This window comes from Pseudomonas sp. NY15435, assembly GCF_048068295.1.
Taxonomy (GTDB): Bacteria; Pseudomonadota; Gammaproteobacteria; order Pseudomonadales; family Pseudomonadaceae; genus Pseudomonas.
Genome location: NZ_JBLUQA010000002.1, coordinates 1 through 23,504 on the forward strand (window position 1 = coordinate 1; position 23,504 = coordinate 23,504).

Sequence of the window (23,504 nt, forward strand, 5' to 3'; positions counted from 1 at the left end):
GCGCTTGCCGGCGTATTCGGCGTCGGCGAAGGTCAACTGCTTCATCGGGAAACTCAGGATACGGGATCGGCGTATTTCACCAGATTCGGGAAGTCTTCTTCAGGGTTTCCCTAAGTGTGGGAACGTCGAATAGTCCCGCAGTGCAGACACCAGGGTCGCGAATTGGGTTTTCGACAGGAACGAAACCACCTCCTGCTGAGGCTTCAGCAGCTTCAATGTGTCCAAGGGATTGGCGTAGTCGATGTCACCGAGTCGGCGCAGCTCGGTATAGATGGACTTGAGGTACGAGTACCGCACGTTGATCGAACGCGGGAGCGCCCCCTCCTCCAACTCCACCTTACGCAATGCCACCAAGTCCGAGACGGTAAATGTCTGGGCGATGGGGTTCCCCAGCTTTGCAGCAATGAACAGCAGCATGTTCTTGCGACGTCGACCGCTAGTGATCGCATGCCCGTGCAGCTCGTACCAACGCTCTATGAGTTGAGACAGTCGGCGCGTGTCCTTCGGCCTGGGATTCCACTCCGGCGTGACCGCCAGCTTTGCGCGCACTGACGCTTCGAAACGTTGGGCCTCGCCCTTGGTCTTGAACCGCTTGCGGAAGCGCTTTCCCTTGATCGGTTCGACGTCGACGAACCAGCGACCATCGTCCAGCTTGGTGATCGCCATCAGATCGCGTACCCCCGCTTCAAGTACCGATCATTTATGAGTCCAATGATGTGTCTTTCGAGGTCGCGAGTGCTGTAGCCCTTGGCGGTGTAGTGATCCTCGATCACGTGCCAAAAGGGCAAAGTAAGCCCGACCTCTAAGGCTTTTTTTGGTGGTACGCGCTCCCGTGCAATCAGGCTAGCGAACTGCCCCAGGAACATCTCGCAGTTCTTCCCCGAGAAGCCCTGAGCAGTCTTGTAGTAACAGCGGTACTCGGTGCGATCAATGAGAGGATCGGCCTCCACCTGCACCTGGGTATCCAGGGTGATAAGCGACCAGAACGGATTGAACTCCTTAGCGCTGTCCAAGAGCCGGAAGCTCTCACAGGCGTAGCTCCACAACCCTTGCAGGTGCGGGCACAGCCCCGCATAAGTGCGGCAGCCGATCACCTCGCCAGAAGTCATCGTGGACCCTTCTGAGAACTGCTGAACCACCGAATGGTGGAAGCGGAACTCGATACGCCACACGATTTCCAGCGGGTTGTAGGCCGGTTCACCATCGCCGAAGGGGCCCCTATATCGGGCTACTGCTAATCTGACAGCATGACGCCCGATCTCGATCCTTCCCACGACCTGACAGACCATCTCCTGCAGCTCCTACGGGAGGCGCCTGAAGGTATCTCCGAATTCCAGTTGATTCAGCAGTTGAAGGCACGGCATTCCACCCATGTGCCCAACCTGCCGCTGACTGACAAGCTGGTGCTGTTCCGTACCCATTTCATGGTGTTCAACGCGCTGTATCGCCTGCGCGATCGGCTCTGGGAGGAGAACTCGGCGCATCTGGAGATCGGCCCGCTGCAGATCCGCCTCTCTCCTTACAGGAATGGCGTGCAGGCGCTCGGCGAGCTGGACGCACTGCGCGCCTACTACCTCGACGAGAAGCATCTGAAGGAAACCACCGAGCGCGACGTGGAGAAGCTGCTGGAAAGCTTCTGGACGCGCATGCAGGGCAACGAGGAAAAAGCCGCGGCGCTGGCCCTCTTCGAGCTAGAAGACGGCCCGGTGGACTACGCGCTGATCAAGCTGCGCTACCGCCAGCTGGTCAGCCAGCACCACCCGGATCGGGGCGGCAGCACCACGCGCCTGCAGTCGATCAACAAGGCCATGGAAATTCTGGAGCGCTATTACAGCCGCCCGTGAAACTCCCATTTGCTCTAACTCCACGGACGACGTGGCTTGCAGCCATTCCTATACTGCGACGTAAGGTCGCATAGGTCGGCCGGGCACCGGATGTCGCTGGCTACGCGAATCAGGCGCCTTGCTGGGGGGCGACCTTCTATAAGAAGAGGAGAATGCTGACATGATCCATCATGTGTGGGGGCTCTTCACCCATCCCGATCAGGAATGGCAGGACATCCGTGGCGAAGAAGAATCCATCAGCCACATGTACCTCACCCACGTCCTGATCCTCGCTGCCATCCCGGTGATTTCCGCCTACATCGGCACCACGCAGGTCGGCTGGGTATTGGGCAATGCAGGACCGGTCAAGCTGACGGCCGCCAGCGCGATCCAGCTGACCATCATGACTTACATCGCCATGCTCGCCGGCGTCGCCGTGATGGGCGCCTTCATCCACTGGATGGCTCGTACGTACGACGCGTCGCCATCGCTGACCCAATGCATCGTGTTTGCTGCTTATACCGCGACTCCGCTGTTCATCGGTGGCCTGGCGGCGCTCTATCCGCACCTGTGGCTGGGCATGATCATCGGCACCGCCGCAATCTGCTACACCGTCTACCTGCTCTACGTCGGCATCCCGACCTTCATGAATATTCCCAAGGATGAAGGTTTCCTGTTCTCCAGCTCGGTGCTGGCGGTAGGACTGGTGGTGCTGGTGGCGATGATGGCCCTGTCGGTCATCCTCTGGGGCAGCGGCGTCGGCCCGGAATACACCTGAATCCACTCTCTGCAAGAACTCTCTGTAAAACAAACCGGGCCCTTTTGGCCCGGTTTGTTTTTGGCTCTTACCGAACAGGCTCGCCGATGGCCCCATCGCTGGGTGGTTCGCGAGCAAGCTCGCTCCTACAGGACAATGCTTGCCTGAAACTCGCCCGGCTTGCCTGAACCTGCACCCCGGACGAGCGGCCGCGAGAAATCCTCCACCCGCGCTCCGACTGCGGCATAATCTGCCCCCGTCGGAGAACCACTGTATGCCTGAACAGCTCAACGCTCGCGTCGAAGCCTGCTACCAGCAGGCTGAAGCCTTCTTCCAGCGGCGCTTTCCCCGCCCGGAAGTGAGCTTCCGGCTACGCGGCCAGAAGGCCGGCGTCGCCCACCTGGATGAAAACCTGCTGCGCTTCAACCCGCAGCTGTACCGGGAAAACCACGAACACTTCCTGCAGCAGACCGTGGCCCATGAAGTGGCGCACCTGATCGCCCACCAGATGTTCGGCCCGCGCATCCGCCCGCACGGCGAGGAATGGCAGTTGATCATGCGCGGCATCTACGGCTTGCCGCCCGACCGCTGCCACACCTATGAGATCAAGCGTCGCCGCGCCACCCGCTACCTGTATCGCTGTCACTGCGGCGAGGGGAACGAGTTCCCCTTCTCCTCCCAGCGTCACAACCTGGTTGCACAGGGCCGCCGCTACTATTGCCGGCGCTGTCGCGCGACGCTGATATTCACCGGCGAAACCCGCCGCGAGTGAAGCCGCTCAGGCGATGACCTTCGCCGCCTTGAGCGCTGCGACCTGCTCGTCGCTATACCCCAGCTCCACCATCACCTCAGCCGTGTGCGCGCCCAACGCAGCGCCGATATGGCGCGGCTCGGGCAGGCCTGCGGAGAAGCGGATCGGGCAGGCCATCTGCCGTTGCTCGCCGCCCTTCCCGTTGGGCACCTGGGTAACTACCCCGCGCGCGACCAGTTGCGGATGCTCCACCGCCTCGCCCAGTGACAGCATTGGTTCGACGCAGGCGTCCAGTGCGGCGAAACGCTCCTGCCAGTAGGCAAAATCCTGCTTCTCGAACTCAATGGCGATCTCGCGCTTGAGCGCCTGCTGTTCATCCAGCTTGGCTGACAGCCCGCGCGCGGCCAGTTCCGGACGGCCGATGGCAGCGCAAAACTGCTGCATGAACTGCGGTTCCAGGCTACCCACCGAGAACCAGCGACCATCGCGGGTGCGGTAATAGTCATAGAAGCTGCCGCCGTTGAGCGCGAGGCCTTCCATCTCCGGCTCCACGCCCGCCGCGAGATAGCCCGCGCCGGCCATGCCATGCAGGCTGAAGGCGCAGTCGGTCATGCTCACGTCGACCTGTTGCCCCTCCCCCGTCTGCTGCCGGTGGATGACCGCCGCCAGCAGGCCCATCACGCCATGCAGCGAACCACCGCCGATGTCCGCCAGTTGCACGCCCAGTGGCAGCGGGCCGCTCTCGCGGCGGCCGGTGTAGCTGGCGACGCCGGCCAGGGCCAGGTAGTTGATGTCATGCCCGGCGCGGTCGCGCAGCGGCCCGGTCTGGCCGTAGCCGGTGATCGACACGTAGATCAGCTTCGGGTTGATCGCCTTGAGCGCCTCGTAGCCCACGCCCAGCTTGTCCATCACGCCAGGGCGGAACTGCTCCAGCACGATGTCGTATTCCTGCACCAGTTGCTTCACCACCTCCACCGCCTCGGCCTGCTTGAGATCCAGTGCAATGCAGCGCTTGTTGCGGTTGAGGTAGGCATGGCTGGCGGACGTGCCGTCCACGTGCGGTGGCAGGACCCGCACCAGGTCCATGCGCGTGGGCGACTCCACGCGCAGCACCTGGGCCCCCATGTCGGCCAGCAGCAGCGAAGCGAACGGCCCCGGCAGCAGGGTGGAGAAATCGAGGATCTTCAGTGAGGCGAGCGGGCCGTTCATGGGCACTCCTGTTTCGCTCAATCGATACGTGGGCGCCGCGCCTCAGAGCTTCATGCCGCGGCTGATGATCTCTTTCATGATCTCCGAAGTACCGGCGAAGATGCGTTGGATGCGCGCGTTCGCGTACATCTTGCAGATCGGATACTCCCACATGTAACCCCAGCCGCCGTGCAGTTGCACGCCTTCATCCACCACCTTGCAGAGCAGTTCGGTGGTGAACAGCTTGGCCTCGGCGGCCACTTCGGGAGTGAGCTTCTTCTGGTTGTGGTCCATTACGCAACGATCGGTGAAGACCTGTGCCACGTCGATCTGCGTACGCATCTCGGCGAGCTTGAAGCGAGTGTTCTGGAAGTGCGCGATCGGGCGATCAAACGCCTTGCGCTCCTTCACGTACTCGACGGTCGCGTTCAGCGCGGCCTCGGCGCCGGCCACCGCGCCACAGGCGTTGGTCAGGCGTTCCTGGGCCAGCATGTTCATCAAGTAGAAGAAGCCGCCCTTGGCGTCGCCCAGGAGATTTTCCTTCGGCACTTTCACGTCGTTGAAGAACAGCTCGGCGGTGTCCTGGCTCTTCATGCCCAGTTTCTTCAGATTGCGCCCGCGCTCGAAGCCTTCCATGCCGCGTTCAACCACGAACAGCCCCATGGCGTGCTTGTTCGAAGGATCAGTCTTCGCCGCGACTATCACCAGGTCCGCCAGCAGGCCGTTGGAGATGAATACCTTGGAGCCGTTGAGAACGAAATGGTCGCCCTTGTCCACCGCCGTGGTGCGCATGCCAGCCAGGTCCGAGCCGGCCGACGGTTCCGTCATCGCCACCGCCAGGATGCTTTCGCCACGAATGATCCCCGGTAACCAGCGGGCCTTCTGCTCGGCATTGCCGTACTCGGCGATGTAGGGGCCGCACAGCGCCGAATGCAGCGGGATCATGAAACCCGGCTCGTTGATGGCAGCCAATTCCTCACACATGATCTGTTCGTAGCGGAAATCCTTCAGAGCGGCTCCACCGTATTCCTCTTCCGCCCAGGGCAGCAGGAAGCCCATCTCCCCCGCCTTGCGCCAGACACTGCGGTCCACCACGCCGGCATCCTCCCATTCCTCCTGGTGAGGCACCACTTCCTTGTTGAGGAAGGATCGGAACGCATCGCGGAACAGGTTGTGCTCAGTCTCGAAGTGATTGCGCAGCATGGTCGACTCCCGGTGGGTTGAGTGCCCGCAGGGTAGGTGCTGGCCGCGCGCGGCCTCAATGACGCGAGCGCTCAGGGTCGATTGACGCAATCGCCCAGCAGATGCGAGTGTGAAACATCCCAAAGCTGCACCGGAGAGCGCCCGCATGCAGATTCGACCTTTCCAGGCGGAGGATATCCCGCCGTACGAAAGCTGGTTCGACGATCCGCTGCTCTACGCGCAACTGGGCCCGATGGATCGCTACTGGCTGGAACATGTGCTGAAGGATGCGGACAAGGCCCAGTACAGCATTCTGCGGGGCGGCCTGCTGATCGCAGTGGTGGGAGTTTGCCTGCCCACCCCGGCGCATCCGTACTACTTCGTCACCGACCTCGCCGTGCGCCCGGAGTTGCGCGGCTCGGGCATCGGGCGTGCGGTGATGAGGCTGGTGATGAGCCGAGCGGAACTGCAGAGCAGCCCCTTGTGGCGCGCCAGCGTGAGGCCGGACAACCTGGGAGCGCTGGCCTTCCTCATCAAGCTGGGCTGGACGCGACTGGAAATGGGCAACCCGTTCGATGAGCTGCTCGAGTTCGAATTCCGCCGACGGCCAGCGGGACCCGGTTTTCGCTGAGGCAAACCGTGTAGCAGCGAGCTTGCTCGCGAACGAAGTTTCCTGCGAATTCCCAGTGCAGCAGATTCGCGAGCAAGCTCGCTCCTACAAAGAACGTTCGCTCCTTTGCAGACGCGTATAAAAAAACCCCCGCCGAGGCGGGGGTTCACACAAAGGAGTCAAACGGTAGAACTGTAGTTCTTAGAACACGTACTGCAGGCGGGTTACGACACCGTTGCCGTCGTCGTCGCCATTGGCGTTGCGGATGCCGTCGGTGCTGACGTGAACGTAGTCCAGGGACACTTTCACGGCTTCGTTGGCGTACCAGTTCACACCGATGGTGTTGGTGCTGGCTTTGGTGTCGCCCACGTCGCGGGTGGCGGTGGCCACGACCACGTTCGGGTCATCAACCTTGATGTGGTCGTAACGGTAGAAGACTTCCCAGGCACCGATTTCCTTGTTGGACGGCTTGATGGTGTCGAACTTGGCGCCATCGAGCTTGTACACGCGGGATTCACCGGTGATGGTGTAGGCCAGTTGACCGTAGTAGCCGTCAGCCTTGATGTCTTCGTAAGCGTCGGCATCAGCCTTCAGCTTGCGCTTCAGGTACTCGGCCTGAGCGGAGAACGGGCCGAAGGCGTAGGCGAATTCAGCACCCCAGGTGGAGTCATCCTTGTAGGAACCGGCCGGGCTCAGGGTGGCGCCGCCGAAGGTGGCACGGTTGCCGTTGTCGCCAGCGTCGTTACCGCCGTTGGTGGCGATACCACGCATGCCCAGACGCGGACGGATGCGGGAGTCGAAGGCGGTGTCATCCAGGTCACGGTAGGCGTAATCCACGCCAACGTGCAGGACGTTGCCGTCAGTGTTCAGCGGAGCGAACACACCACGGAAGTTGAACTGCTTGACGCTGTCGCCGTCGGTGTCGTCGGCGTCCTTGGCGTATACGCCGGCGTCCAGGTAAGCCATGTTGGCGACGACGCCGCCAACCTGGGCACCCATCCCGTCCTGGTGGGTGTTGATCCAGTCAGCCAGTTCGTAGGCGCTGGTACGCTCGGTGGCGGTCACCCACTTGGAGCTGGTGGCTTTTTCCAGACCGAAGTCCGGATCGAAGCGGCCGAATTTCAGGGTTACCGGGCTGAAGCCGGTGTAGCTGAAGGAAGCCTCATCGAAGTAACCGTTGTCAGCGTTACCGGAGTTGTGGGACATGTCGTAGTTAATCTGGTATTTCCAGTCTTTGTAGACAGTGCCGCCAAGCTCCAGGTACGCACGGCGGAAGTAGGCGCCGTCACCGTTGTTGCCGTTCTTGGTGTAGAAACCATCGAAGCGGCTGTAATCCGCTTGCAGACGGCCACCAAGCTTGAAACTGAATTCTTTGTCAGTGGTGCCGACCTCAAGACCGCCCTTGGTCTTGATTACGATATCGGCGCCATCGGTGGTAACTGTGCCTGCGAAAGCCTGGGCGGAAACGGCCAGTGCCAGGGCAGTGGCGGCGTAACCGGCGAAGTGCTTACGGATCATCGAAGATTCCCCTTAATGGTATTTGCGTTGAACACGCCGAGTGCCTGGCTGCTGCGCGCCCCCCAAGGACTCGCACAGGCCGTTCTGGCGGCCCCCGTTTGTGTTGCTGGGAATCTTGGCGAGGGGTTATTTCAGATCGGTTGCTCGTAGATAAAACTTTTATTACAAAGGAACTTTTGATTTCCTTATGGCATAAAGGTGCCAAGCCACGGCTCCCTAGGCTTGCAGGCACTTTCTGAAGTCCGCTTTGCCGGTATGCTGTCGTCTTCCGCCGAAAGACCTTCTTCGCTCAGGCTTTCCCATGCACGAACTGCAACCCCTGATTCAGCAGCACGGCCTCACCCTACTGTTCTTCAACGTACTGCTGGAGCAGTTGGGCCTGCCGATTCCGGCTTACCCGGCGCTGATCGTCGCCGGCGCACTGGCCCTGCAAGGCAGCGGCGTTCCCTTGGGCCAGGCACTGGCGGTGGCCATATGCGCCTGCCTGATTGCCGACCTGATCTGGTTCTGCGCCGGCCGGCGCTACGGCGGATTCATGCTGCGCAGCGTGTGCAAGGTTTCGCTGTCGCCTGACAGTTGCATCCGCCAGAGCCAGAGCCTGTACCTGCGCATCGGTCCGCGGGCGCTGCTGATCTCGCGCTTCCTCCCCGGTGCCAGCGCGCTGACCACCACCATGGCCGGCATGACCCGCACGCCACTGCCGCGCTTCCTCGCCTATGACTGCGCAGGAGCGGCGCTATGGGCCGGTTCGGCGCTGATGCTCGGGAGCATCTTCAGCAGTGCCGTGGACCGCATCCTCGGCTTGCTCACCGAATACGCGAGCGTTGGTGTCGCTGCGCTACTGGGCGCCTTCGCGCTGTTCATCGCCTGGAAGCTTTGGCAGCGCTTCAGCCTGCTCAAGCGCACCGCGCGGATTCCACGCATCAGCGTCGACGAATTGCGTGCACGGCTGGACGCCGGCGAGCCGCCGCTGATTCTCGACGTACGCGCGCAGTTCGATGACGAGGCGATCCCCGGCTCCATCGCCTTCAGCCTGGACGGTGCGCTGGACGAGCTGCGCGGCAGCCTGGAGGACAAGGACGTGGTGATCTATTGCGCCTGCCCCCACGAGCTTTCCGCAGCGATGCTGGCGGAGCGGCTGCAGGCCTTCGGACACCCGCGTACGTGGGCGCTGTCGGGCGGGTTGGATGCTTGGCGGGCACAGATTCCGACGTAGGTCTGAAACCTGGCGTAGGAGCGGACTCCGTCCGCGATGGGCATCCGTCGTGAAGAAATCGCGGATAAATCCGCTCCTACGCCAATCGCCAGCATAGGAGTGAGCCAACGTTCAGCGCCGCGCGCTGTCCCGGCGAAGCTCGGCGAGATGGTCAGCCAGGCGCTCCGAGTCCGGGCGAGGCGGTTCTGGTAGCAGGCGCAGGGTCGCCTGGGTCAGACGCATCTGCCGCAGATAGCGCCGGCAGTGGCGGCACAGCAGCAGGTGCCGGCGCAGTGCCAGCTTTTCCCGCCAGCCCAGCTGCTCGTCCAGCAGGTCGCTCGAGCGCGCCACCAGTTCCTTGCAGGTCAGCATTCCCCGGTCTCCTCGAAGTGCTCCACGGTGGCGAACACCTTCAGCCGCGCGCGATGCAGCAGCACCCTGACATTGGAGAGCGAAACTTCCAGCAGATTACAGATCTCTTCCAACTCCAGACCTTGGCGTTCGCGCAGCAGCAACACGCTGCGCTGCAGTTCGGAGAGGCTGAGCAGGGTCTTTTCCAGGCACTGGCGCAGTTCGTCCTCGGCCAGCAGGGCCTCTGGCGAGTCCTCGTGCCAGGCCAGCGGCGCCGGGCTCCAGTGGCCGTCGGCGGCGAAGCGGGTTTCGTCGATGCTGCCGTGGGGGGCGGGCAGATCGTCCAGCGATACGTCCCGACGGACCTTGCGCAGGCGGGATTTGGCGGTATTGGCGGTGATGGTCAGCAGCCAGGTCTTGAGGCTGGAACGACCCTGGAAGCCATCCAGGTTGCGCACGGCGGCGAGCCAGGCGTCCTGCACCACTTCGTCGGCATGGGCTGCACCGACGATGGCGATGGCCACGGCGCGCATCGCACCCTGGTAGGTGGCTACCAGGGTACGGAAGGCCTGCTGGTCGCCGGCCAGCAGGCGCGACAACAGCTCGCTGTCGTCGACGGGCACGATCAGCGCTTGCGCAGGATCACGCTGCCGATGGAGTAGCCGGCGCCGAAGGAGCTCAGCACGCCGATGGAGCCGGCGGGCAGGTCGTCCTGGTACTTGTGCAGGGCGATGACCGAACCGGCCGAGCTGGTGTTGGCGTAGGTGTCGAGAATCACCGGCGCTTCGTGCGCCTCGGCGTCGCGGCCGAGCAGCTTGCGGGTGATCAGCAGGTTCATGTTCAGGTTGGCCTGGTGCAGCCAGAAGCGCTTCACGTCGCTGACCGGGATGTCGTTTTGCGCCAGATGTTCACCGATCAGCTCGGCCACCATCGGGCAGACGTCCTTGAACACCTTGCGGCCTTCCTGCACGAACAGCTTGTCGCGGTTGCCGATGCCCTCTTCCGCCGCGCGGTTGAGGAAGCCGAAGTTGTTGCGGATGTTGTTGGAGAACTGGGTCAGCAGCTTGGTGCTCACCACGTCGAACTGGTGCTTGGAGGTCGCCTGGTCGGCGCGCTCGATGACCACGGCGGTAGCGGCGTCGCCAAAGATGAAGTGGCTGTCGCGATCGCGGAAATTCAGGTGGCCGGTGCAGATTTCCGGGTTGACCATCAGGATGGCGCGGGCCTGGCCCAGTTGCACGCTGTTGACTGCGGCCTGGATGCCAAAGGTGGCCGAGGAGCAGGCGACGTTCATGTCATAGCCGAAGCCCTGAATACCGAGGGCGGCCTGCACTTCGATGGCCACCGCCGGGTAGGCGCGCTGCAGGTTGGAGCAGGCGACTATCACCCCGTCGATGTCCTCGGGCTTGCGACCGGCGCGCTCCAGGGCCTGTTTGGCAGCGGCGGAAGCCATCTCGCAGAGGATGCCCCAGTCGTCGTTGGAGCGCTCCGGAATGCGTGGCGCCATGCGCTGCGGATCGAGGATGCCTTCCTTGTTCACCACGAAGCGGCTCTTGATGCCGGAAGCCTTCTCGATGAACGCCGAGCTGGACTCGGAGAGAGCTTCCACTTCGCCCTTGGTGATAGCGTCAGCGTGCTGGTCGTTGTAGCTGCGGACGTAGGCGTTGAAGGATTCCACCAGTTCATCGTTGGAGATGCTGAACGGCGGGGTATACAGGCCGGTTCCGCTGATCACGACTTTATGCACGGTCAATCCTCTTCAATTCTCAAAGCCGCCGGGCCGGGCGGCTGGGTTAGGCATCAAGGTGCCCGCACACTGGCCGGCACTGAATATTCTTGGGCTTTCGCGCTGGGCGCGAAGGCTGCGGGGTGGCGTCCCCTGCAACCGGGCAGTTTGCCATCCCGCGCGGCGAGCGGCACATCTGGCCGCCCGGCGGCTCGCGGTAACACCGCAGGTGCAACCACTGACCGCCGATTATGCTGCAATTTTCGCCGAAAAGCCGCCGTACGAAGGCGGCATTTGCGCAAGTTTACGGACGCGAATCACGCCACACCTGCCCTGAAGCAACGGATTGAAATTTTTCACCGGCACCATAGGCACAGTGTTGGCGCGCTGCAGCGCGCTACTCCTTATCCTTCAGTGCATTCCCGACTTTGCCAAGGAGACTTCAGGATGAGCGCCGAGAACCGACCGGAAATGGATGAACAGACCCTGGAGTTCGCCAACCAGGTAATCGACCTCGCACGCCAGGGTGATATCGAGCGCCTGGCCAACCTGCTGAACCAGGGCCTGCCGGCCAATCTGCGCAACCACAAGGGCGACAGCCTGCTGATGCTGGCCAGCTACTACGGGCATCACGACACCGTCGGCGTGCTGCTCGATCACGGCGCCGACCCGGACCTGCGCAACAACGCCGGGCAGACGCCGCTGGCCGGCGCCGCCTTCAAGGGTGATCTGGAGATGGTGCGCCTGCTGCTCAGCCATGGCGCCCAGGTGGAAGGCGCCTCGCCGGATGGCAAGACCGCGCTGATGATGGCGGCGATGTTCAATCGCCCGGAGATCGTCCGCTGCCTGCTGGAACACGGCGCCAACCGCGAGGCGCGTGACGCAAGCGGCCTGACCCCGCTGGCCGCGGCGAAGATGATGGGCGCGGCCGAGACCCTTGCGCTGCTCGAAGCGGCCTGAGTCAGTCGATGCGCACGTGCTCGGCGAGGAAGTCGAGCACCGCGCGCACCCGCGCCGGAAGATGCCCGGGCTTGCCGAGGTAAAGCGCATGCATCGGCTTGCGGTCGCCGGGATTGAAGTCCCCTAGCACCTCCACCAGCCGCCCGGCCGCGATGTCCTCGCGCACCTGGAATTCCGCCAGCCGCGCCAACCCCAGGCCCGCCAACGCCAGATGGCGCACGCTGTCGCCATCGCTGGCCTGCACATTGCCGCTCGGCTCGGCTTGCTCCGACGGCTTGCCAAGAAACGGCCAGTCCGGCTCGACACGTCGATAGGCGAAGCCTACGCAATTGTGCTGCGCAAGGTCCCGTGGATGAAGCGGTGTACCGTGCCTGGCCAGATATTCGGGCGCGGCAATGACCTTGTGCCCGGACTCCCCCAGCGAACGCGCCACCAGCCGCGAGTCCCGCAGCGGGCCGCTGCGCACGGCGACGTCGGCGCGCACCTCCAGCAGGTCCACCACCTCATCGGTCAGTTGCAGGTCGAGGTTGACGCCGGGGAAGCGCTCGAAGAACAGCGGCAACGCGGGAATCAGGAACTGCCGGCCGACGGGCAGGTTGCAGCTGATCCGTACTCTGCCCTGCGGCTCGGCGCTGGCCGAGGCTTCGCGTTCGGCTTCGTCGAGATCGGAGAGGATGCGCAGGCTGCGTTCGTAAAACGCCGCGCCTTCCGCCGTGAGCTGCTGGCGCCGGGTGGAGCGGTTGAACAGCCGCGCGCCGAGGCGATCCTCCAGGCGCGCCACCAGCTTGCTGACTGCCGAAGGCGTCATCCCGCACTGCTGCGCGGCAGCGGTGAAACCACCGGTTTCCACCACGCGGATGAAGACTTCCATTTCGCCGAAGCGGTTGACGTCAGGTCGCGCCATGTTGAATTCAATTCACAGGTGATTTGCTTATGAGCAGTCTATATCAGCAATACGCACGGGGATAAGGTGGCGCCATTCTTCACTCTTTTTGCAAATCAGCCTGGGAGAGCCACCGTGCCCATTGCCTTGTACGCCTTGACCGCCGGTGCCTTTGGCATCGGCGTTACCGAATTCGTGATCATGGGATTGTTGCTGGAGGTCGGCCATGACTTCGGTGTGTCCATCTCCGCCGCCGGCCTGCTGATCTCCGGCTACGCCCTGGGCGTGGTGCTCGGCGCGCCGCTGCTCACCGCCCTCACCGCGCGCTGGCCGCAACGGCGTACGCTGCTCGGGCTGATGGTGATCTTCACCCTCGGCAACCTGGCCTGTGCCCTGGCACCGGACTACGCCACGCTGATGGCGGCGCGGGTGCTGACCTCGTTCGCTCACGGCACCTTCTTCGGCGTCGGCTCGGTGGTCGCCACCAGCCTGGTGCCGGCCGAACGCCGCGCCTCGGCCATCGCCCTGATGTTCACCGGCCTCACCGTCGCCACCATTCTTGGTGTGCCGCTGGGCACCTGGCTCGGCCAACTCTATGGCTGGCGTGCGGCCTTCTGGGTGGTGACCGGCATCGGCGTGCTCGCCCTGGCGATCCTGGCGATCTACCTGCCGCGCAACGGCGCACCACCGGCCGCCGGCAACCTGCGCGACGACTTCCGCGTGCTGAAGCGCCCGGCCGTGCTGCTCGGCCTGCTGACCACCGTGCTCGGCTTCGGCGGCGTGTTCACCGTGTTCAGCTATGTCTCGCCGCTGCTGACTCGCCTCGCCGGTTTCTCCGAAAGCGCGGTGTCGCCGGTGCTGCTGGTGTTCGGCGGCGGCCTGGTGCTGGGCAACCTGTTGGGCGGCAAACTGGCAGACCGTCGGCTGCTGCCCGCTCTACTCGGCAGCCTGGTGGCACTGGCGGTGGTCATGGGGCTGATGAGCTTCGCACTGGAGAATCAGGTTGCGGTTGTCATTTTCATCGCCCTGCTCGGCGCCGCCGGTTTCGCCACCGTGCCACCGCTGCAGATGTGGGTGCTGGAGAAGGCCCACGGCGCCGGCCAGAGCGTGGCGGCAAGCTTCAACATCGCCGCGTTCAACCTGGGTAATGCGCTGGGGGCCTGGCTGGGCGGCATGACCATCGACCACGGCCCCGGCCTCGCCGCGCTGCCCTGGGTCGGTGCGCTGCTGCCTGCGGCAGCCATCGCCACAGCGCTGATCTGCCTGCGCCTGGAACGCGAACCGGCAATGCCGGCGGCAACCGTCCAGCAGGCCCGGTGAACGATCGGCGAAACCGTACTGTCGAGGATAGGGGCGCGCACTGTCGCGCCCCTTTTCTTTTATCCACAGACGGAGGGCTCGCCCACCCATGCTGGTTTCGCTTCAGGCACTGCGGGCACTGGCCGCCTGGCTGGTGGTGTTCCATCACTTCATGCAGGTGTTCTTCGATTTCCGCGCCGACAGCCTCGGCGGCAAACTGCTCTCCACCCGCGGCCAGGTCGGGGTGGATATCTTTTTCGTCCTCAGCGGCTTCGTGATTCATCTTTCCAGCGCCGGCAGGCCGATTTCACCCGTGACCTTCCTGGTCCAACGCCTGGCCCGCGTCGCCCCAGCCTACTGGCTGTACACGGCGATCACCGCGCTGATCATCTACGCCTTTGCCGACGTGATGCCGATCTACGGTGTCGGCGGCAAATCACTGCTGCTCTCGCTGCTGTTCATCCCCAGCGAAAACCCCGGCGGCTTCGGGATGTATCCGGTGCTGCCGGTAGGCTGGACGCTGAACTTCGAGATGCTCTTCTACGGTCTGTTCGCCCTCTCCTTCCTGGTGGCCGAACGCTGGCGGCCCTGGCTGGTGACCGCGTTGGTGCTGCTGGTGGCGCAGGTGCTGGCGCGCGAGCCGTGGCTCAGCAACTTCTACCGCAACCCGATCATCTTCGAGTTCCTGCTCGGCCTTGCACTCGCGGCGCTGTACCGGCGCGGCTGGCTGAACTGGCCGCGCCCGCTGGCACTGCTGATGGCCGCCGGAGCAGTGACGACCCTCTTGCTGTTCCCGGCCGACCATCCATGGCGACTGCTGACCTGGGGCCTGCCTGCGGCCGCGCTGCTGGCCGCGTGCGTGGCGCTGGAGCCGCTGTTCGAGCGCAACCGGGTGTTGCACGCGCTGGGCGACTGGTCCTACTCGGTGTATCTGCTGCACGTGATCGTGCTCTGGCTCGCCGCCTACTGGCTGCATGAGCGACTGGGCCTGACGCCGTACCAGACGCTGATCTTCAGCGTGCCGGCCATCCTGCTGCTCTCCTGGCTGAGCTATGAATGGGTGGAACGCAAGATGGCCCGCCAGCTGCGCACGGCTTATGCGCGCATCGCCGAGCCGCTGGCGGCCAGGCGTGCTCAGACCGGGTCGCTGTAGACCAGCCGATTGCGCCCCTCGGCCTTGCCGCGATACAGGCGGCGGTCGGTGCAGCGGTAGAGCTCGTCCGCATCCAGGCCATCGCCGGGCCATTCGGCAAGCCCGAATGTGGCGGAAATCGGGATGCGTTGGCCGTGGTACATCAACGGTCCCTCGTCGATCTCTCGGCGCAGGGACTCCACCAGCGGCTTGGCGTCGAAGCGGTCGGTGAAGGGCAGCAGCAGGCCGAACTCCTCGCCGCCCAGCCGGCCGATCAAGTCTGTGGCGCGCAGGCGGTGGCGCAGGCGGTTGCACAGATGCTGCAGTGCCTTGTCCCCGGCATCGTGGCCCCATTGGTCGTTGATGCTCTTGAAGTGATCGACATCCAGTACCACCAGCACCAGCCGCGTCTCGTAGCGCGCCGCCTCCTGGATGCAACGGCGCAAGGTGCGCTGAAAGCTCTCGCGGCTGGCCACGCCGGTCAGCGCGTCGGTCAGCGCCAGGTGCCGCAGTTGCTTGTAGGCGGCGGCGCGGCGCTCTTCGTAAACGTGCATGAAGGCGATCACCAGCACGCCGCAGAAGACCCCGTTGCCGATGTCGATCAACCCCGGCGCGTCCAGCCGGACCTGGTTGGCGTGCAGGTACATTACCGTGGCGATCAGCATGAAGGGCACGGCGAGCAGGAAGCCGCGCACTTTTCCCAGGAGCAGATAGGCCATCACCGGCATCAGGTAGACCCAGACGAAGGCCGTCGCCGAAGCGTTGGGCATGACGATGATGTAGAGGATGAAGCAGAAGGTCGGCAGCAGGTAGGCGATGATCCACGGCACCAGGCGCGTGACCCGCTTGAGCCGCTGGGTGGCCCACAGCAGCAGGCCACAGGTGATCAACTCGGCCCCGGCCAGCCAGTAGTTACCGGCGAAGAACTGGAGAGTCGAGAACAACCCCAGAGTCGCGCCGGTACAGGTGAAGATCAGCCGCATCAGCAGACGATGGTCTGCTTCCTCCAGGCCGGTCGGTCCGGCGCTGGACTCGAACAGGTGGTCGGGATCGCTGTTGCGGTGCATCGCCCTGCTCCTTGGCTCGACCGCCCGGCGGTTCGGCCGAAATGGCGGCATCCGGGCACTCCAGCCCGACTCAGGTTTTCTGAAGACTACTCCAATTTCCCACAACGCGTAGCCAAGCCGACGGAAACCGGTCGGATGGGCTAGCCTAGGCTGCATTGTCCATGGAGGAAGTCTATGCGTTCGATCCTTGCCGTCCTGTCCGTGCTCGCCATTTCCACAGGGGTGTTGTCCGGCTGTGCCTCGTACCAGAGCGATGAAGTCCACCCCGTCCCCACCGACCGCCTGCTGGCCTACCAGCAGCCGGGCAAGGACAGCGTCAAGGTCGACGTCACCCGCGACGTGGGCTACATCGGCGGCGGCTGCTATGTCGCCCTCACCATCGACCATGAAATCGCGGCGCGGATCGGCAAGGGCGAGTCGGCCAGCTTCCACGTGCCGGCGGGTAAGCACGTGGTCGGCATCATCGGCGACAAGGACGGCGAAGGCCTGTGCAGCAAGGCCATGCTGCGCCGCGAACTGCTCGTGCCGCTGATCCCCGGTGGCGACAACACCTTCCGCATCGTCAGCGACAACCGTACCGGTTTCGACATCAAGCCGGCTGTCGAGTAAGCCCGACCGCGCGGGTGCGCCTCAGCCGTTCAGTCGGGCGACGAGGCGCGCCTGCAGCTTCTCCAGCTCTCCTGCGTCGGCCTTGTTCGCCGCATGGATGCCCAGGCCCTCGCCGGCATAGCGCGGAACAATGTGCACGTGGATGTGGAACACCGTCTGACCGGCCGGCGCACCGTTGAACTGGGCGACCTGCACACCATCGGGGTTGAGTTCTTCGACGATCACGCCGGTCAGCCGCTGCACCACGCGCATCACCTTGGCCAGTGCATCGGGGTCGACTTCGAGAATGTTGCGCGCCGGGGAATTCTTCGGGATCACCAGGGCATGGCCGTGGGATTGCGGGAACAGATCGAGGAAGGCGAGTACGTCGTCGTCCTCGTAGAGCTTGTAGCAGGGTGCCTCGCCACGAATGATCTGGGCGAAGATGTTCTGCGGATCGTAGCTGCCTTGCAGGCTCATGGTGGGCTCCTTGTCTATCGACCGCGACGGGTCCGGTAGCGTGACTATGGGCCCGCACCATACCGGTTTGTCGCGCGCGGGTCATGACCGTCGACGCGCGGAGGTCTATCCTGAGGCCTTTCGCTGCTTTTCCTCAGTCACCTGACCGGAGTATGCATGTCAGACCTTTCCGCGTTCCCCATCACCCGCAAATGGCCCGCCGAACACCCTGACCGCCTGCAGCTGTATTCGCTGCCCACGCCCAACGGCGTGAAGGTCTCGATCATGCTCGAAGAGCTCGGCCTGCCTTACGAGCCGCACCTGGTCAGCTTCGAGCGCAACGACCAGATGAGCCCGGAATTCCTTTCGCTGAACCCGAACAACAAGATCCCGGCGATCCTCGACCCCAACGGTCCGGACGGCAAACCGCTGGCGCTGTTCGAGTCCGGCGCGATTCTGGTCTACCTCGCCGACAAGACCGACTCGCTGCTCGCCCCCGGCGCCAGCGGCCGCTATGAAACCCTGCAGTGGCTGATGTTCCAGATGGGTGGGATCGGCCCGATGTTCGGCCAGATCGGCTTCTTCAACAAATTCGCCGGCAAGGACTACGAGGACAAGCGCCCGCTGCAACGTTACGTGGACGAGGCGAAGCGCCTGCTGGCCGTACTCGACGGCCACCTGGAAGGACGCGAATGGATCATGGGCGAGCGCTACACCATTGCCGACATCGCCACCTTCCCGTGGATTCGCAACCTGGTTGGTTTCTACGAGGCGGGAGAACTGGTGGGCTTCGAGAACTTCCAGAATGTGAAGCGCGTACTGGAGCGTTTCCTCGCGCGACCGGCGGTGCAGCGTGGGCTGAATATCCCGAAGCGCGATTGAATCTGTTGCGTAGGAGCGAGCTTGCTCGCGAACCCGCCCAGCTTCAGATCCGCCGGGAAACGGTCCGCGAGCAAGCTCGCTCCTACAGGGAATCCAGCGTCAGGCCTCGACCTGGCTCCACTGCTTCGACAGGCGCTTGTCCGACACCGGTAGCTTCGTCCCCAACTGCTGGGCGAACAGCGAGACGCGGTACTCCTCCAGCATCCAGCGGTACGCCACCAGTTCCGGGTCGCGCTTGCCTTCCTGGGCATGCTTGGCCAGGCGCGCCGAATACTGTTCCCAGTAGCCGGCCATCTCGCCGCTCCACACGCGGTCGCGCTGCACCTGTCCGGCAACCTTGTCCAGGCGCTGTTCGATCGCCTTCAGGTAGCGCGGGTATTCCTTCAGCCATTCCAGCGGCGTGTCGCGCACGAAGCCGGGGTAGACCAGCTTGGCCAACTGCCCCTTCACGTCATTCAGCGGCACGGTCATGGCCAGGTCGACCTTGCCCTTGAAGCGCTTCTGCAGGCCGTGCCAGAGCTTGAGAATTTCCAGGGTCAGGCGGGCGACGCGCTCGGCGTGCTCGGTCCAGGCGCCGCGCTTCTTCTCGGCCAGTGACGCAAGCCCGGCGCCGTCGCGCGGCAGATTGCTTTCACCTTCGAGAATGGCACTGTCCAGGCTGGCCAGCAGGATGTCTTCCACCAGCGATTCGACGCGGCCCAGCTCGCGGTAGAGCAGGCCCATGTCGGTCTGCCCCGGCAGCTTGCTGCGCAGGAACTTTGCCGGCTCGGCCAGCTGCTGCAGGAGCAGGCGCTGCAGGGCGCGGCGATGCTGGTATTCAGCCTCGGCCTGGGTCGGGAAGCGGTTCTCCTTGACCACGCCGGCTTCTTCCACCAGCGCCGGATAGACCGTCATCGACAGCCCGGCGACCTTCTGCTGGACCTTCTGCGCCACTTCGCCAAAGCCCTTGGCCTCCACCGGTTTCTGCGGCTTGTCCGCCTGCGGAATCGCCAACGCGGCCTGGCTGGCCTCGGCGAAGCGCGCGGTTAGCTCGGCAAGATCGCGGCCTTCGCCGAGGAACTTGCCACGGGCGTCGACCACTTCGATGTTCATCCGCAGGTGGCTTTCCACCTGGGTTTCAGCTTCCGCCCAAGCCTCTTCCGACACGCGGCTGCCCGTCATGCGCTGCAGCTCGCGACCGAGGGATTCTGGGAGCGCGCCCTCGGCGAAGACCATCTTGCCCAGCGCGGCGCGGACGAAGTCCGGCACCGGCACAAAGTTCTTGCGGATCGCCTTGGGCAGGCTGCGTACCAATTCGATGCATTTGGCTTCCAGCAGCCCCGGCACCAGCCATTCCAGGCGTTCGGCGGCCAACTGTGGCAGCAGCGGCGCCGGTACGCGCACGGTGACACCGTCACGCACGTGGCCCGGCTCGAAGTGATAGGTGAGCGGCAATTGCAGCTCGCCCAGTTGCAGGCGGTCCGGGTAGAGGCCGGCGGTGACTTCGCTGGCGTCACGGGCGAGGACATCCTCCTCGCGCATGATCAGCAGGTCCGGCTTCGCCTTGTGCTCGCGCTCGTACCATTTCTCGAAGCTGGCGGACTGGTAGATATCTGCCGGCAGGCGCTCGTCGTAGTAGGCGAACAGGGTTTCCTCGTCGGCAAGGATGTCGCGCCGGCGCGCCTTGGCTTCCAGCTCGTCGAGCTTCTCCAGCAACTGGCGGTTGGCCGACAGGCACTTGGCACGGCTGTTGATCTCGCCGCGCACCAGCGCCTCGCGGATGAACATCTCGCGGGATACCGGCGCATCGATCGGGCCGTAATGCACGGCGCGGCGGCCAATGATGATCAGGCCATACAGGGTGACCTGCTCGTAGGCCACCACCTGGCCACGGCGTTTTTCCCAGTGCGGTTCCAGGTAGTTCTTCTTCACCAGGTGACCGGCCAGCGGCTCCAGCCAGTCCGGCTCGATCTTCGCGACCATGCGGGCGAACAGCTTGGTGGTCTCCACCAGTTCGGCGGCCATGATCCACTGCGGTTTCTTGCGGCCGATCACGCTGGAGGGATGAATCCAGAAGCGCCGCTGACGCGCGCCGAGGTAATCGCCCTCCTCCGCCTTCTGGCCGATCTGGCTGAGCAGGCCGGAGAGGATCGCCTTGTGCACGGCGGCGTAGTCGATGTCGCGCTGCTTCGCCTCCGGTTCCGTTCCCTTGTTGGAGCGAGCTTGCTCGCGAACGCTCTTCGAGTCTTTACCGACGCCCTTGTTGTCCTGGGACTTCGCAGCGTTGGGCTGTTCGCGAGCAAGCTCGCTCCTCCCGGTGCCACGGTCCGGCTTCGTGAAGGGCAGCTGCAGCTCACGGCAGATCAGCGTCAGTTGACGGTGCGCATCGCGCCATTCGCGCAGGCGCAGGTAATTCAGGAAATTCTTCCGGCACCAGTTGCGCAGCGGGTTCGAGCCCAGCGCCTGGCGCTGTTCTTCGAAGCCGCGCCAGAGGTTGATCAGCGCAGCAAAGTCCGAGTCAGGGTCCTTCCACTGCGCGTGGGCCTGGTCAGCGGCCTGTTGGCGATCCATCGGCCGCTCACGCGGGTCCTGCACGGACAGCGCGCTGGCCACCGTGAGCACTTCCGGCAAGCTGCCCAGTTGTGCCGCTTCCAGCAGCATGCGGCCCAGGCGTGGGTCGATGGGCAGGCGCGCCAGTTGGCGGCCCAGCGGCGTCAGTTGGCCCTCGCGGTTCACTGCCGAGAGTTCCTGCAGCAGGGTGAAGCCGTCGTTGATCGCCTTGCCATCCGGCGGCTCGATGAAGGGGAAGGCCTCGATGTCGCCCAGGCGCAGGTGGAGCATCTGCAGGATCACCGCCGCCAGGTTGGTACGCAGGATCTCCGGGTCGGTGAAGGCCGGGCGACCGTTGAAATCTTCTTCGCTGTACAGGCGCACGCAGATGCCCGGTTCGACCCGGCCGCAACGGCCCTTGCGCTGGTTGGCGCTGGCTTGCGAGACGGCTTCGATGGGCAGGCGCTGGACCTTGGCGCGATAGCTGTAGCGGCTGATACGCGCGGTGCCGCTATCGATCACGTAGCGGATGCCCGGCACCGTCAGCGAGGTCTCGGCGACGTTGGTGGCGAGCACGATCTTGCGTCCCGGCATGGGCGCGAAGATCTTCTGCTGCTCGGCCGGCGTCAGGCGCGCATACAGCGGCAACACTTCGGTGTGGCGCAGGTTGGCCTTGCGCAGCATGTCGGCGGCATCGCGAATCTCGCGCTCGCCGGGGAGGAATACCAGCACGTCGCCGGGGCGCTTGCCGACTTCCCGCTCATGGGCGGCGATCTCGTCCAGCGCGCGAAGGATGCCCTGGTCCACGGAGAGGTCGTCGAACAGCGCCTCGCCGTCCTCGTCCACTTCCGCCGCCAGCGGGCGGTACCAGGTTTCCACCGGATAGGTGCGGCCCGAGACCTCGACGATCGGTGCGTCGCCGAAATGCTTGGAGAAACGCTCCAGGTCGATGGTCGCCGAGGTGATGATCAGCTTGAGGTCGGGCCGGCGCGGCAGCAGCGTCTTGAGGAAGCCGAGCAGGAAGTCGATGTTCAGGCTGCGCTCGTGGGCTTCGTCGACGATGATCGTGTCGTAGCGTTCGAGGTAGCGGTCATGCTGGGTCTCGGCCAGCAGGATGCCGTCGGTCATCAGCTTGATCAGCGTGTTTTCGTCGCTCTGGTCCTCGAAGCGCACCTGGTAGCCGACCAGCGAACCCAGTGGCGTGCCGATTTCCTCGGCAACGCGGGTCGCCACGCTGCGCGCAGCCAGCCGGCGCGGCTGGGTGTGGCCAATCAGACCGTGCGTGCCACGGCCCAGCTCCAGGCAGATCTTCGGCAGCTGGGTGGTCTTGCCCGAGCCGGTCTCGCCGGCGATCACCACCACCTGGCTCTTTTCCAGCGCAGCCTTGATCTCGTCGCGCTTGGCGGCGATCGGCAGGCTATCGTCGTAGCGGATCTTCGGGATGCTCGCGCGGCGCGCCTCGACCTTGGCGCAGGAGGCCTGGAAACGCTCGGCCCACTGGGCGAGCTTGGCTTCATCAGGCTGCTTGCGCAGTTCGTGGAGCTGCCGGCGCAGGCGATGGCGGTCGCGGATCATCGCGTGATCCATGCGCTGCAGGAGCTGTTCGGGAGTCGGCGTGCTGTCTGTGGTCATCGGCTTCGCGGGCATCAGGCGGGAGCGGCGCGAGCAGGTGCGGGGCCGGTCCCTGAAGTGGGCTGTCATGGCGACAATGGGGGAATTGTCGCAAAAGACCGGCACGGGCCGCCACGCCGATTACATGGCGGCCCGGATTGGCGGGGCATTGCGCCCCGGCTCGACTCAGCCCTGCTGGTGCTCGCGCAGCTTGGCCAGGGCGATGGCCAGGGCGGCGCCACCCAGGGTTTTGATCAGCGTGGGGTGCTGGGCGTAGAAGTGACCGATGCTTTCGACCACACCGGGATTGGCCTTTTCCGCCTGGGCGGCCATGGCTTCCACATCCGACGGACTCAACTGGCTGGCCTGCTCCGGGGTCACTTGCGTGGCGCCAGGTTGCAGCACCCTGCCCAGCCCGCCGCTCATCATCTGGCTGAGTAACGCGGGACCGGCAGCAGCCAGTAGCTGGTTCAGCATACCCGCGCGCTGTAGATCGTTGGACTGCCCGAACAGCTGGCTCACCGTGCTGGCGAAGGGCGGCGTCTGATCGGAATGGAACATGGCGGCGAGGCTTTGCCCCAATACGCCGGCGGGCGCGTTATCAAGGTGCTCTTCGGAAACGGCACCCACTACCTGCTGCAACAACGAATCCATCAAGCTCATGGCGACTTCTCTCAGTTCTTTTTCACGAACAGCACGTGGTAGAGGACGAGCAGGACTATTGCGCCAATGACCGCGCCAATGAAGCCCGTGGACTCGCCGGGTTGGTAGAAGTGCAATGCCTGGCCCGCGAAGGTCGCCAGCAGCGCGCCGGCAATCCCCAGGGCTGCGGTGATGAAGAAGCCCAGGGAGTTGCTCCCGGGGGCCAGCCACCGCGCAACAAGCCCTGCAACGAAGCCGATACAGATCGTCCAGATAAGGTGCATGACGCTAAATCTCCGCAAGAGTGGAAAAGCGCGGCCGAGACTACGAGCGGCACAGGTGCGGAGATAT

The 23,504-nt window shown here is 64.1% G+C and carries 23 protein-coding genes and 1 pseudogene; 10 read left to right on the forward strand and 14 right to left on the reverse strand.

The features are described from left to right. Positions 1 to 99: 99 nt before the first annotated feature. Both ACNFH5_RS04060 and ACNFH5_RS04065 read right to left on the reverse strand, forming a co-directional pair. The gene (locus ACNFH5_RS04060; protein WP_416744402.1) at positions 100 to 666 is read right to left on the reverse strand and encodes a hypothetical protein; all 567 of its coding nucleotides are present in this window, start codon (positions 664 to 666) and stop codon (positions 100 to 102) included. After that, a pseudogene (locus tag ACNFH5_RS04065) lies at positions 666 to 1,214 on the reverse strand (hypothetical protein); the annotation flags it as partial. The gene ACNFH5_RS04060 and the pseudogene ACNFH5_RS04065, both read right to left, overlap by 1 nt. Positions 1,215 to 1,247: 33 nt before the next feature. Here ACNFH5_RS04065 and ACNFH5_RS04070 point away from each other — a divergent pair. The 3 genes from ACNFH5_RS04070 to ACNFH5_RS04080 all read left to right on the forward strand — a co-directional run bounded on the left by ACNFH5_RS04070 (position 1,248) and on the right by ACNFH5_RS04080 (position 3,352). After that, positions 1,248 to 1,844 carry a DNA-J related domain-containing protein gene (locus ACNFH5_RS04070; RefSeq protein WP_416744404.1) on the forward strand — a complete coding sequence of 199 codons (597 nt, stop codon included), beginning with the start codon at positions 1,248 to 1,250 and terminating at the stop codon, positions 1,842 to 1,844. Positions 1,845 to 2,004: 160 nt separating this feature from the next. Further along, on the forward strand, positions 2,005 to 2,601 hold the full coding sequence (locus ACNFH5_RS04075; RefSeq protein ID WP_024764594.1) for a Yip1 family protein: 597 nt from the start codon (positions 2,005 to 2,007) through the stop codon (positions 2,599 to 2,601). Positions 2,602 to 2,854: 253 nt separating this feature from the next. Next, positions 2,855 to 3,352 carry a SprT family zinc-dependent metalloprotease gene (locus ACNFH5_RS04080; RefSeq protein ID WP_081515827.1) on the forward strand — a complete coding sequence of 166 codons (498 nt, stop codon included), beginning with the start codon at positions 2,855 to 2,857 and terminating at the stop codon, positions 3,350 to 3,352. 6 nt (positions 3,353 to 3,358) lie between these two features. Here ACNFH5_RS04080 and ACNFH5_RS04085 read toward each other — a convergent pair whose 3' ends face one another. Together ACNFH5_RS04085 and ACNFH5_RS04090 are read right to left on the reverse strand one after the other, a co-directional pair. Next, complete coding sequence (locus ACNFH5_RS04085; protein WP_416744407.1) at positions 3,359 to 4,540, reverse strand: CaiB/BaiF CoA transferase family protein; 1,182 nt, start codon at positions 4,538 to 4,540, stop codon at positions 3,359 to 3,361. A 42-nt stretch (positions 4,541 to 4,582) separates the two neighbouring features. Next, positions 4,583 to 5,722 carry an acyl-CoA dehydrogenase family protein gene (locus ACNFH5_RS04090; RefSeq protein WP_416744408.1) on the reverse strand — a complete coding sequence of 380 codons (1,140 nt, stop codon included), beginning with the start codon at positions 5,720 to 5,722 and terminating at the stop codon, positions 4,583 to 4,585. 145 nt (positions 5,723 to 5,867) lie between these two features. On the opposite strand from ACNFH5_RS04090, the gene ACNFH5_RS04095 reads away from it, so the two are divergent. Beyond that, complete coding sequence (locus ACNFH5_RS04095) at positions 5,868 to 6,332, forward strand: GNAT family N-acetyltransferase (protein WP_416744410.1); 465 nt, start codon at positions 5,868 to 5,870, stop codon at positions 6,330 to 6,332. A 180-nt stretch (positions 6,333 to 6,512) separates the two neighbouring features. On the opposite strand, the gene ACNFH5_RS04100 is transcribed toward ACNFH5_RS04095, so the two are convergent. Further along, positions 6,513 to 7,829, reverse strand: a complete 1,317-nt coding sequence (locus ACNFH5_RS04100; protein ID WP_416744412.1) for an OprO/OprP family phosphate-selective porin — start codon at positions 7,827 to 7,829, stop codon at positions 6,513 to 6,515. A gap of 301 nt (positions 7,830 to 8,130) precedes the next feature. Here ACNFH5_RS04100 and ACNFH5_RS04105 point away from each other — a divergent pair, with 301 nt between their 5' ends. Beyond that, on the forward strand, positions 8,131 to 9,045 hold the full coding sequence (locus ACNFH5_RS04105) for a DedA family protein/thiosulfate sulfurtransferase GlpE (protein WP_416744414.1): 915 nt from the start codon (positions 8,131 to 8,133) through the stop codon (positions 9,043 to 9,045). Positions 9,046 to 9,156: 111 nt separating this feature from the next. Here ACNFH5_RS04105 and ACNFH5_RS04110 read toward each other — a convergent pair whose 3' ends face one another. The 3 genes from ACNFH5_RS04110 to ACNFH5_RS04120 are packed head-to-tail and all read right to left on the reverse strand — an operon-like array spanning position 9,157 to position 11,122. Next, entirely contained in the window at positions 9,157 to 9,396 is a 240-nt protein-coding gene (locus ACNFH5_RS04110) for an anti-sigma factor family protein (protein ID WP_169937215.1), read from the reverse strand. Then, positions 9,390 to 10,001 carry an RNA polymerase sigma factor gene (locus ACNFH5_RS04115; RefSeq protein ID WP_416744947.1) on the reverse strand — a complete coding sequence of 204 codons (612 nt, stop codon included), beginning with the start codon at positions 9,999 to 10,001 and terminating at the stop codon, positions 9,390 to 9,392. The genes ACNFH5_RS04110 and ACNFH5_RS04115 overlap by 7 nt, the downstream gene beginning before the upstream one ends. Beyond that, positions 10,001 to 11,122, reverse strand: coding sequence for a beta-ketoacyl-ACP synthase III (locus ACNFH5_RS04120; RefSeq protein ID WP_416744416.1), 1,122 nt, complete (start codon positions 11,120 to 11,122; stop codon positions 10,001 to 10,003). The genes ACNFH5_RS04115 and ACNFH5_RS04120 overlap by 1 nt, the downstream gene beginning before the upstream one ends. Before the next feature lie 426 nt (positions 11,123 to 11,548). Between ACNFH5_RS04120 and ACNFH5_RS04125 the strand changes: the two genes are divergently transcribed. Beyond that, positions 11,549 to 12,061: an ankyrin repeat domain-containing protein gene (locus ACNFH5_RS04125; RefSeq protein WP_416744418.1), complete on the forward strand. Its 513-nt coding sequence runs from the start codon at positions 11,549 to 11,551 to the stop codon at positions 12,059 to 12,061. A 1-nt stretch (position 12,062) separates the two neighbouring features. Here the strand turns inward: ACNFH5_RS04125 and ACNFH5_RS04130 are convergent, their stop codons facing one another. Next, positions 12,063 to 12,965, reverse strand: coding sequence for a LysR family transcriptional regulator (locus tag ACNFH5_RS04130; RefSeq protein WP_416744420.1), 903 nt, complete (start codon positions 12,963 to 12,965; stop codon positions 12,063 to 12,065). 114 nt (positions 12,966 to 13,079) lie between these two features. Here ACNFH5_RS04130 and ACNFH5_RS04135 point away from each other — a divergent pair, with 114 nt between their 5' ends. Together ACNFH5_RS04135 and ACNFH5_RS04140 are read left to right on the forward strand one after the other, a co-directional pair. After that, a complete protein-coding gene (locus ACNFH5_RS04135) occupies positions 13,080 to 14,264 on the forward strand; it encodes an MFS transporter (protein WP_416744422.1) in 1,185 nt (394 codons plus the stop codon). Between the two features lie 88 nt (positions 14,265 to 14,352). Beyond that, complete coding sequence (locus tag ACNFH5_RS04140; RefSeq protein WP_416744423.1) at positions 14,353 to 15,396, forward strand: acyltransferase family protein; 1,044 nt, start codon at positions 14,353 to 14,355, stop codon at positions 15,394 to 15,396. Here the strand turns inward: ACNFH5_RS04140 and ACNFH5_RS04145 are convergent. After that, on the reverse strand, positions 15,378 to 16,442 hold the full coding sequence (locus ACNFH5_RS04145; protein WP_416744425.1) for a GGDEF domain-containing protein: 1,065 nt from the start codon (positions 16,440 to 16,442) through the stop codon (positions 15,378 to 15,380). The genes ACNFH5_RS04140 and ACNFH5_RS04145 overlap by 19 nt on opposite strands. 174 nt (positions 16,443 to 16,616) lie before the next feature. Between ACNFH5_RS04145 and ACNFH5_RS04150 the strand changes: the two genes are divergently transcribed. Beyond that, entirely contained in the window at positions 16,617 to 17,051 is a 435-nt protein-coding gene (locus tag ACNFH5_RS04150) for a 3-isopropylmalate dehydratase (protein WP_416744427.1), read from the forward strand. Positions 17,052 to 17,072: 21 nt separating this feature from the next. Here the strand turns inward: ACNFH5_RS04150 and ACNFH5_RS04155 are convergent, their stop codons facing one another. Then, positions 17,073 to 17,510 (reverse strand): HIT family protein, encoded by a 438-nt coding sequence (locus ACNFH5_RS04155; protein WP_416744429.1) that lies wholly within the window; start codon positions 17,508 to 17,510, stop codon positions 17,073 to 17,075. Positions 17,511 to 17,666: 156 nt separating this feature from the next. Between ACNFH5_RS04155 and ACNFH5_RS04160 the strand changes: the two genes are divergently transcribed. Next, positions 17,667 to 18,371 (forward strand): glutathione binding-like protein, encoded by a 705-nt coding sequence (locus ACNFH5_RS04160; RefSeq protein WP_416744431.1) that lies wholly within the window; start codon positions 17,667 to 17,669, stop codon positions 18,369 to 18,371. 99 nt (positions 18,372 to 18,470) lie between these two features. Here ACNFH5_RS04160 and hrpA read toward each other — a convergent pair whose 3' ends face one another. From hrpA to ACNFH5_RS04175, 3 genes are all read right to left on the reverse strand, one after another. Then, positions 18,471 to 22,532, reverse strand: coding sequence for an ATP-dependent RNA helicase HrpA (gene hrpA / locus ACNFH5_RS04165; protein WP_416744432.1), 4,062 nt, complete (start codon positions 22,530 to 22,532; stop codon positions 18,471 to 18,473). Between the two features lie 165 nt (positions 22,533 to 22,697). Next, complete coding sequence (locus ACNFH5_RS04170) at positions 22,698 to 23,174, reverse strand: hypothetical protein (RefSeq protein WP_416744434.1); 477 nt, start codon at positions 23,172 to 23,174, stop codon at positions 22,698 to 22,700. Between the two features lie 11 nt (positions 23,175 to 23,185). Next, positions 23,186 to 23,437 (reverse strand): GlsB/YeaQ/YmgE family stress response membrane protein, encoded by a 252-nt coding sequence (locus tag ACNFH5_RS04175; protein ID WP_416744436.1) that lies wholly within the window; start codon positions 23,435 to 23,437, stop codon positions 23,186 to 23,188. Positions 23,438 to 23,504 lie beyond the last annotated feature (67 nt).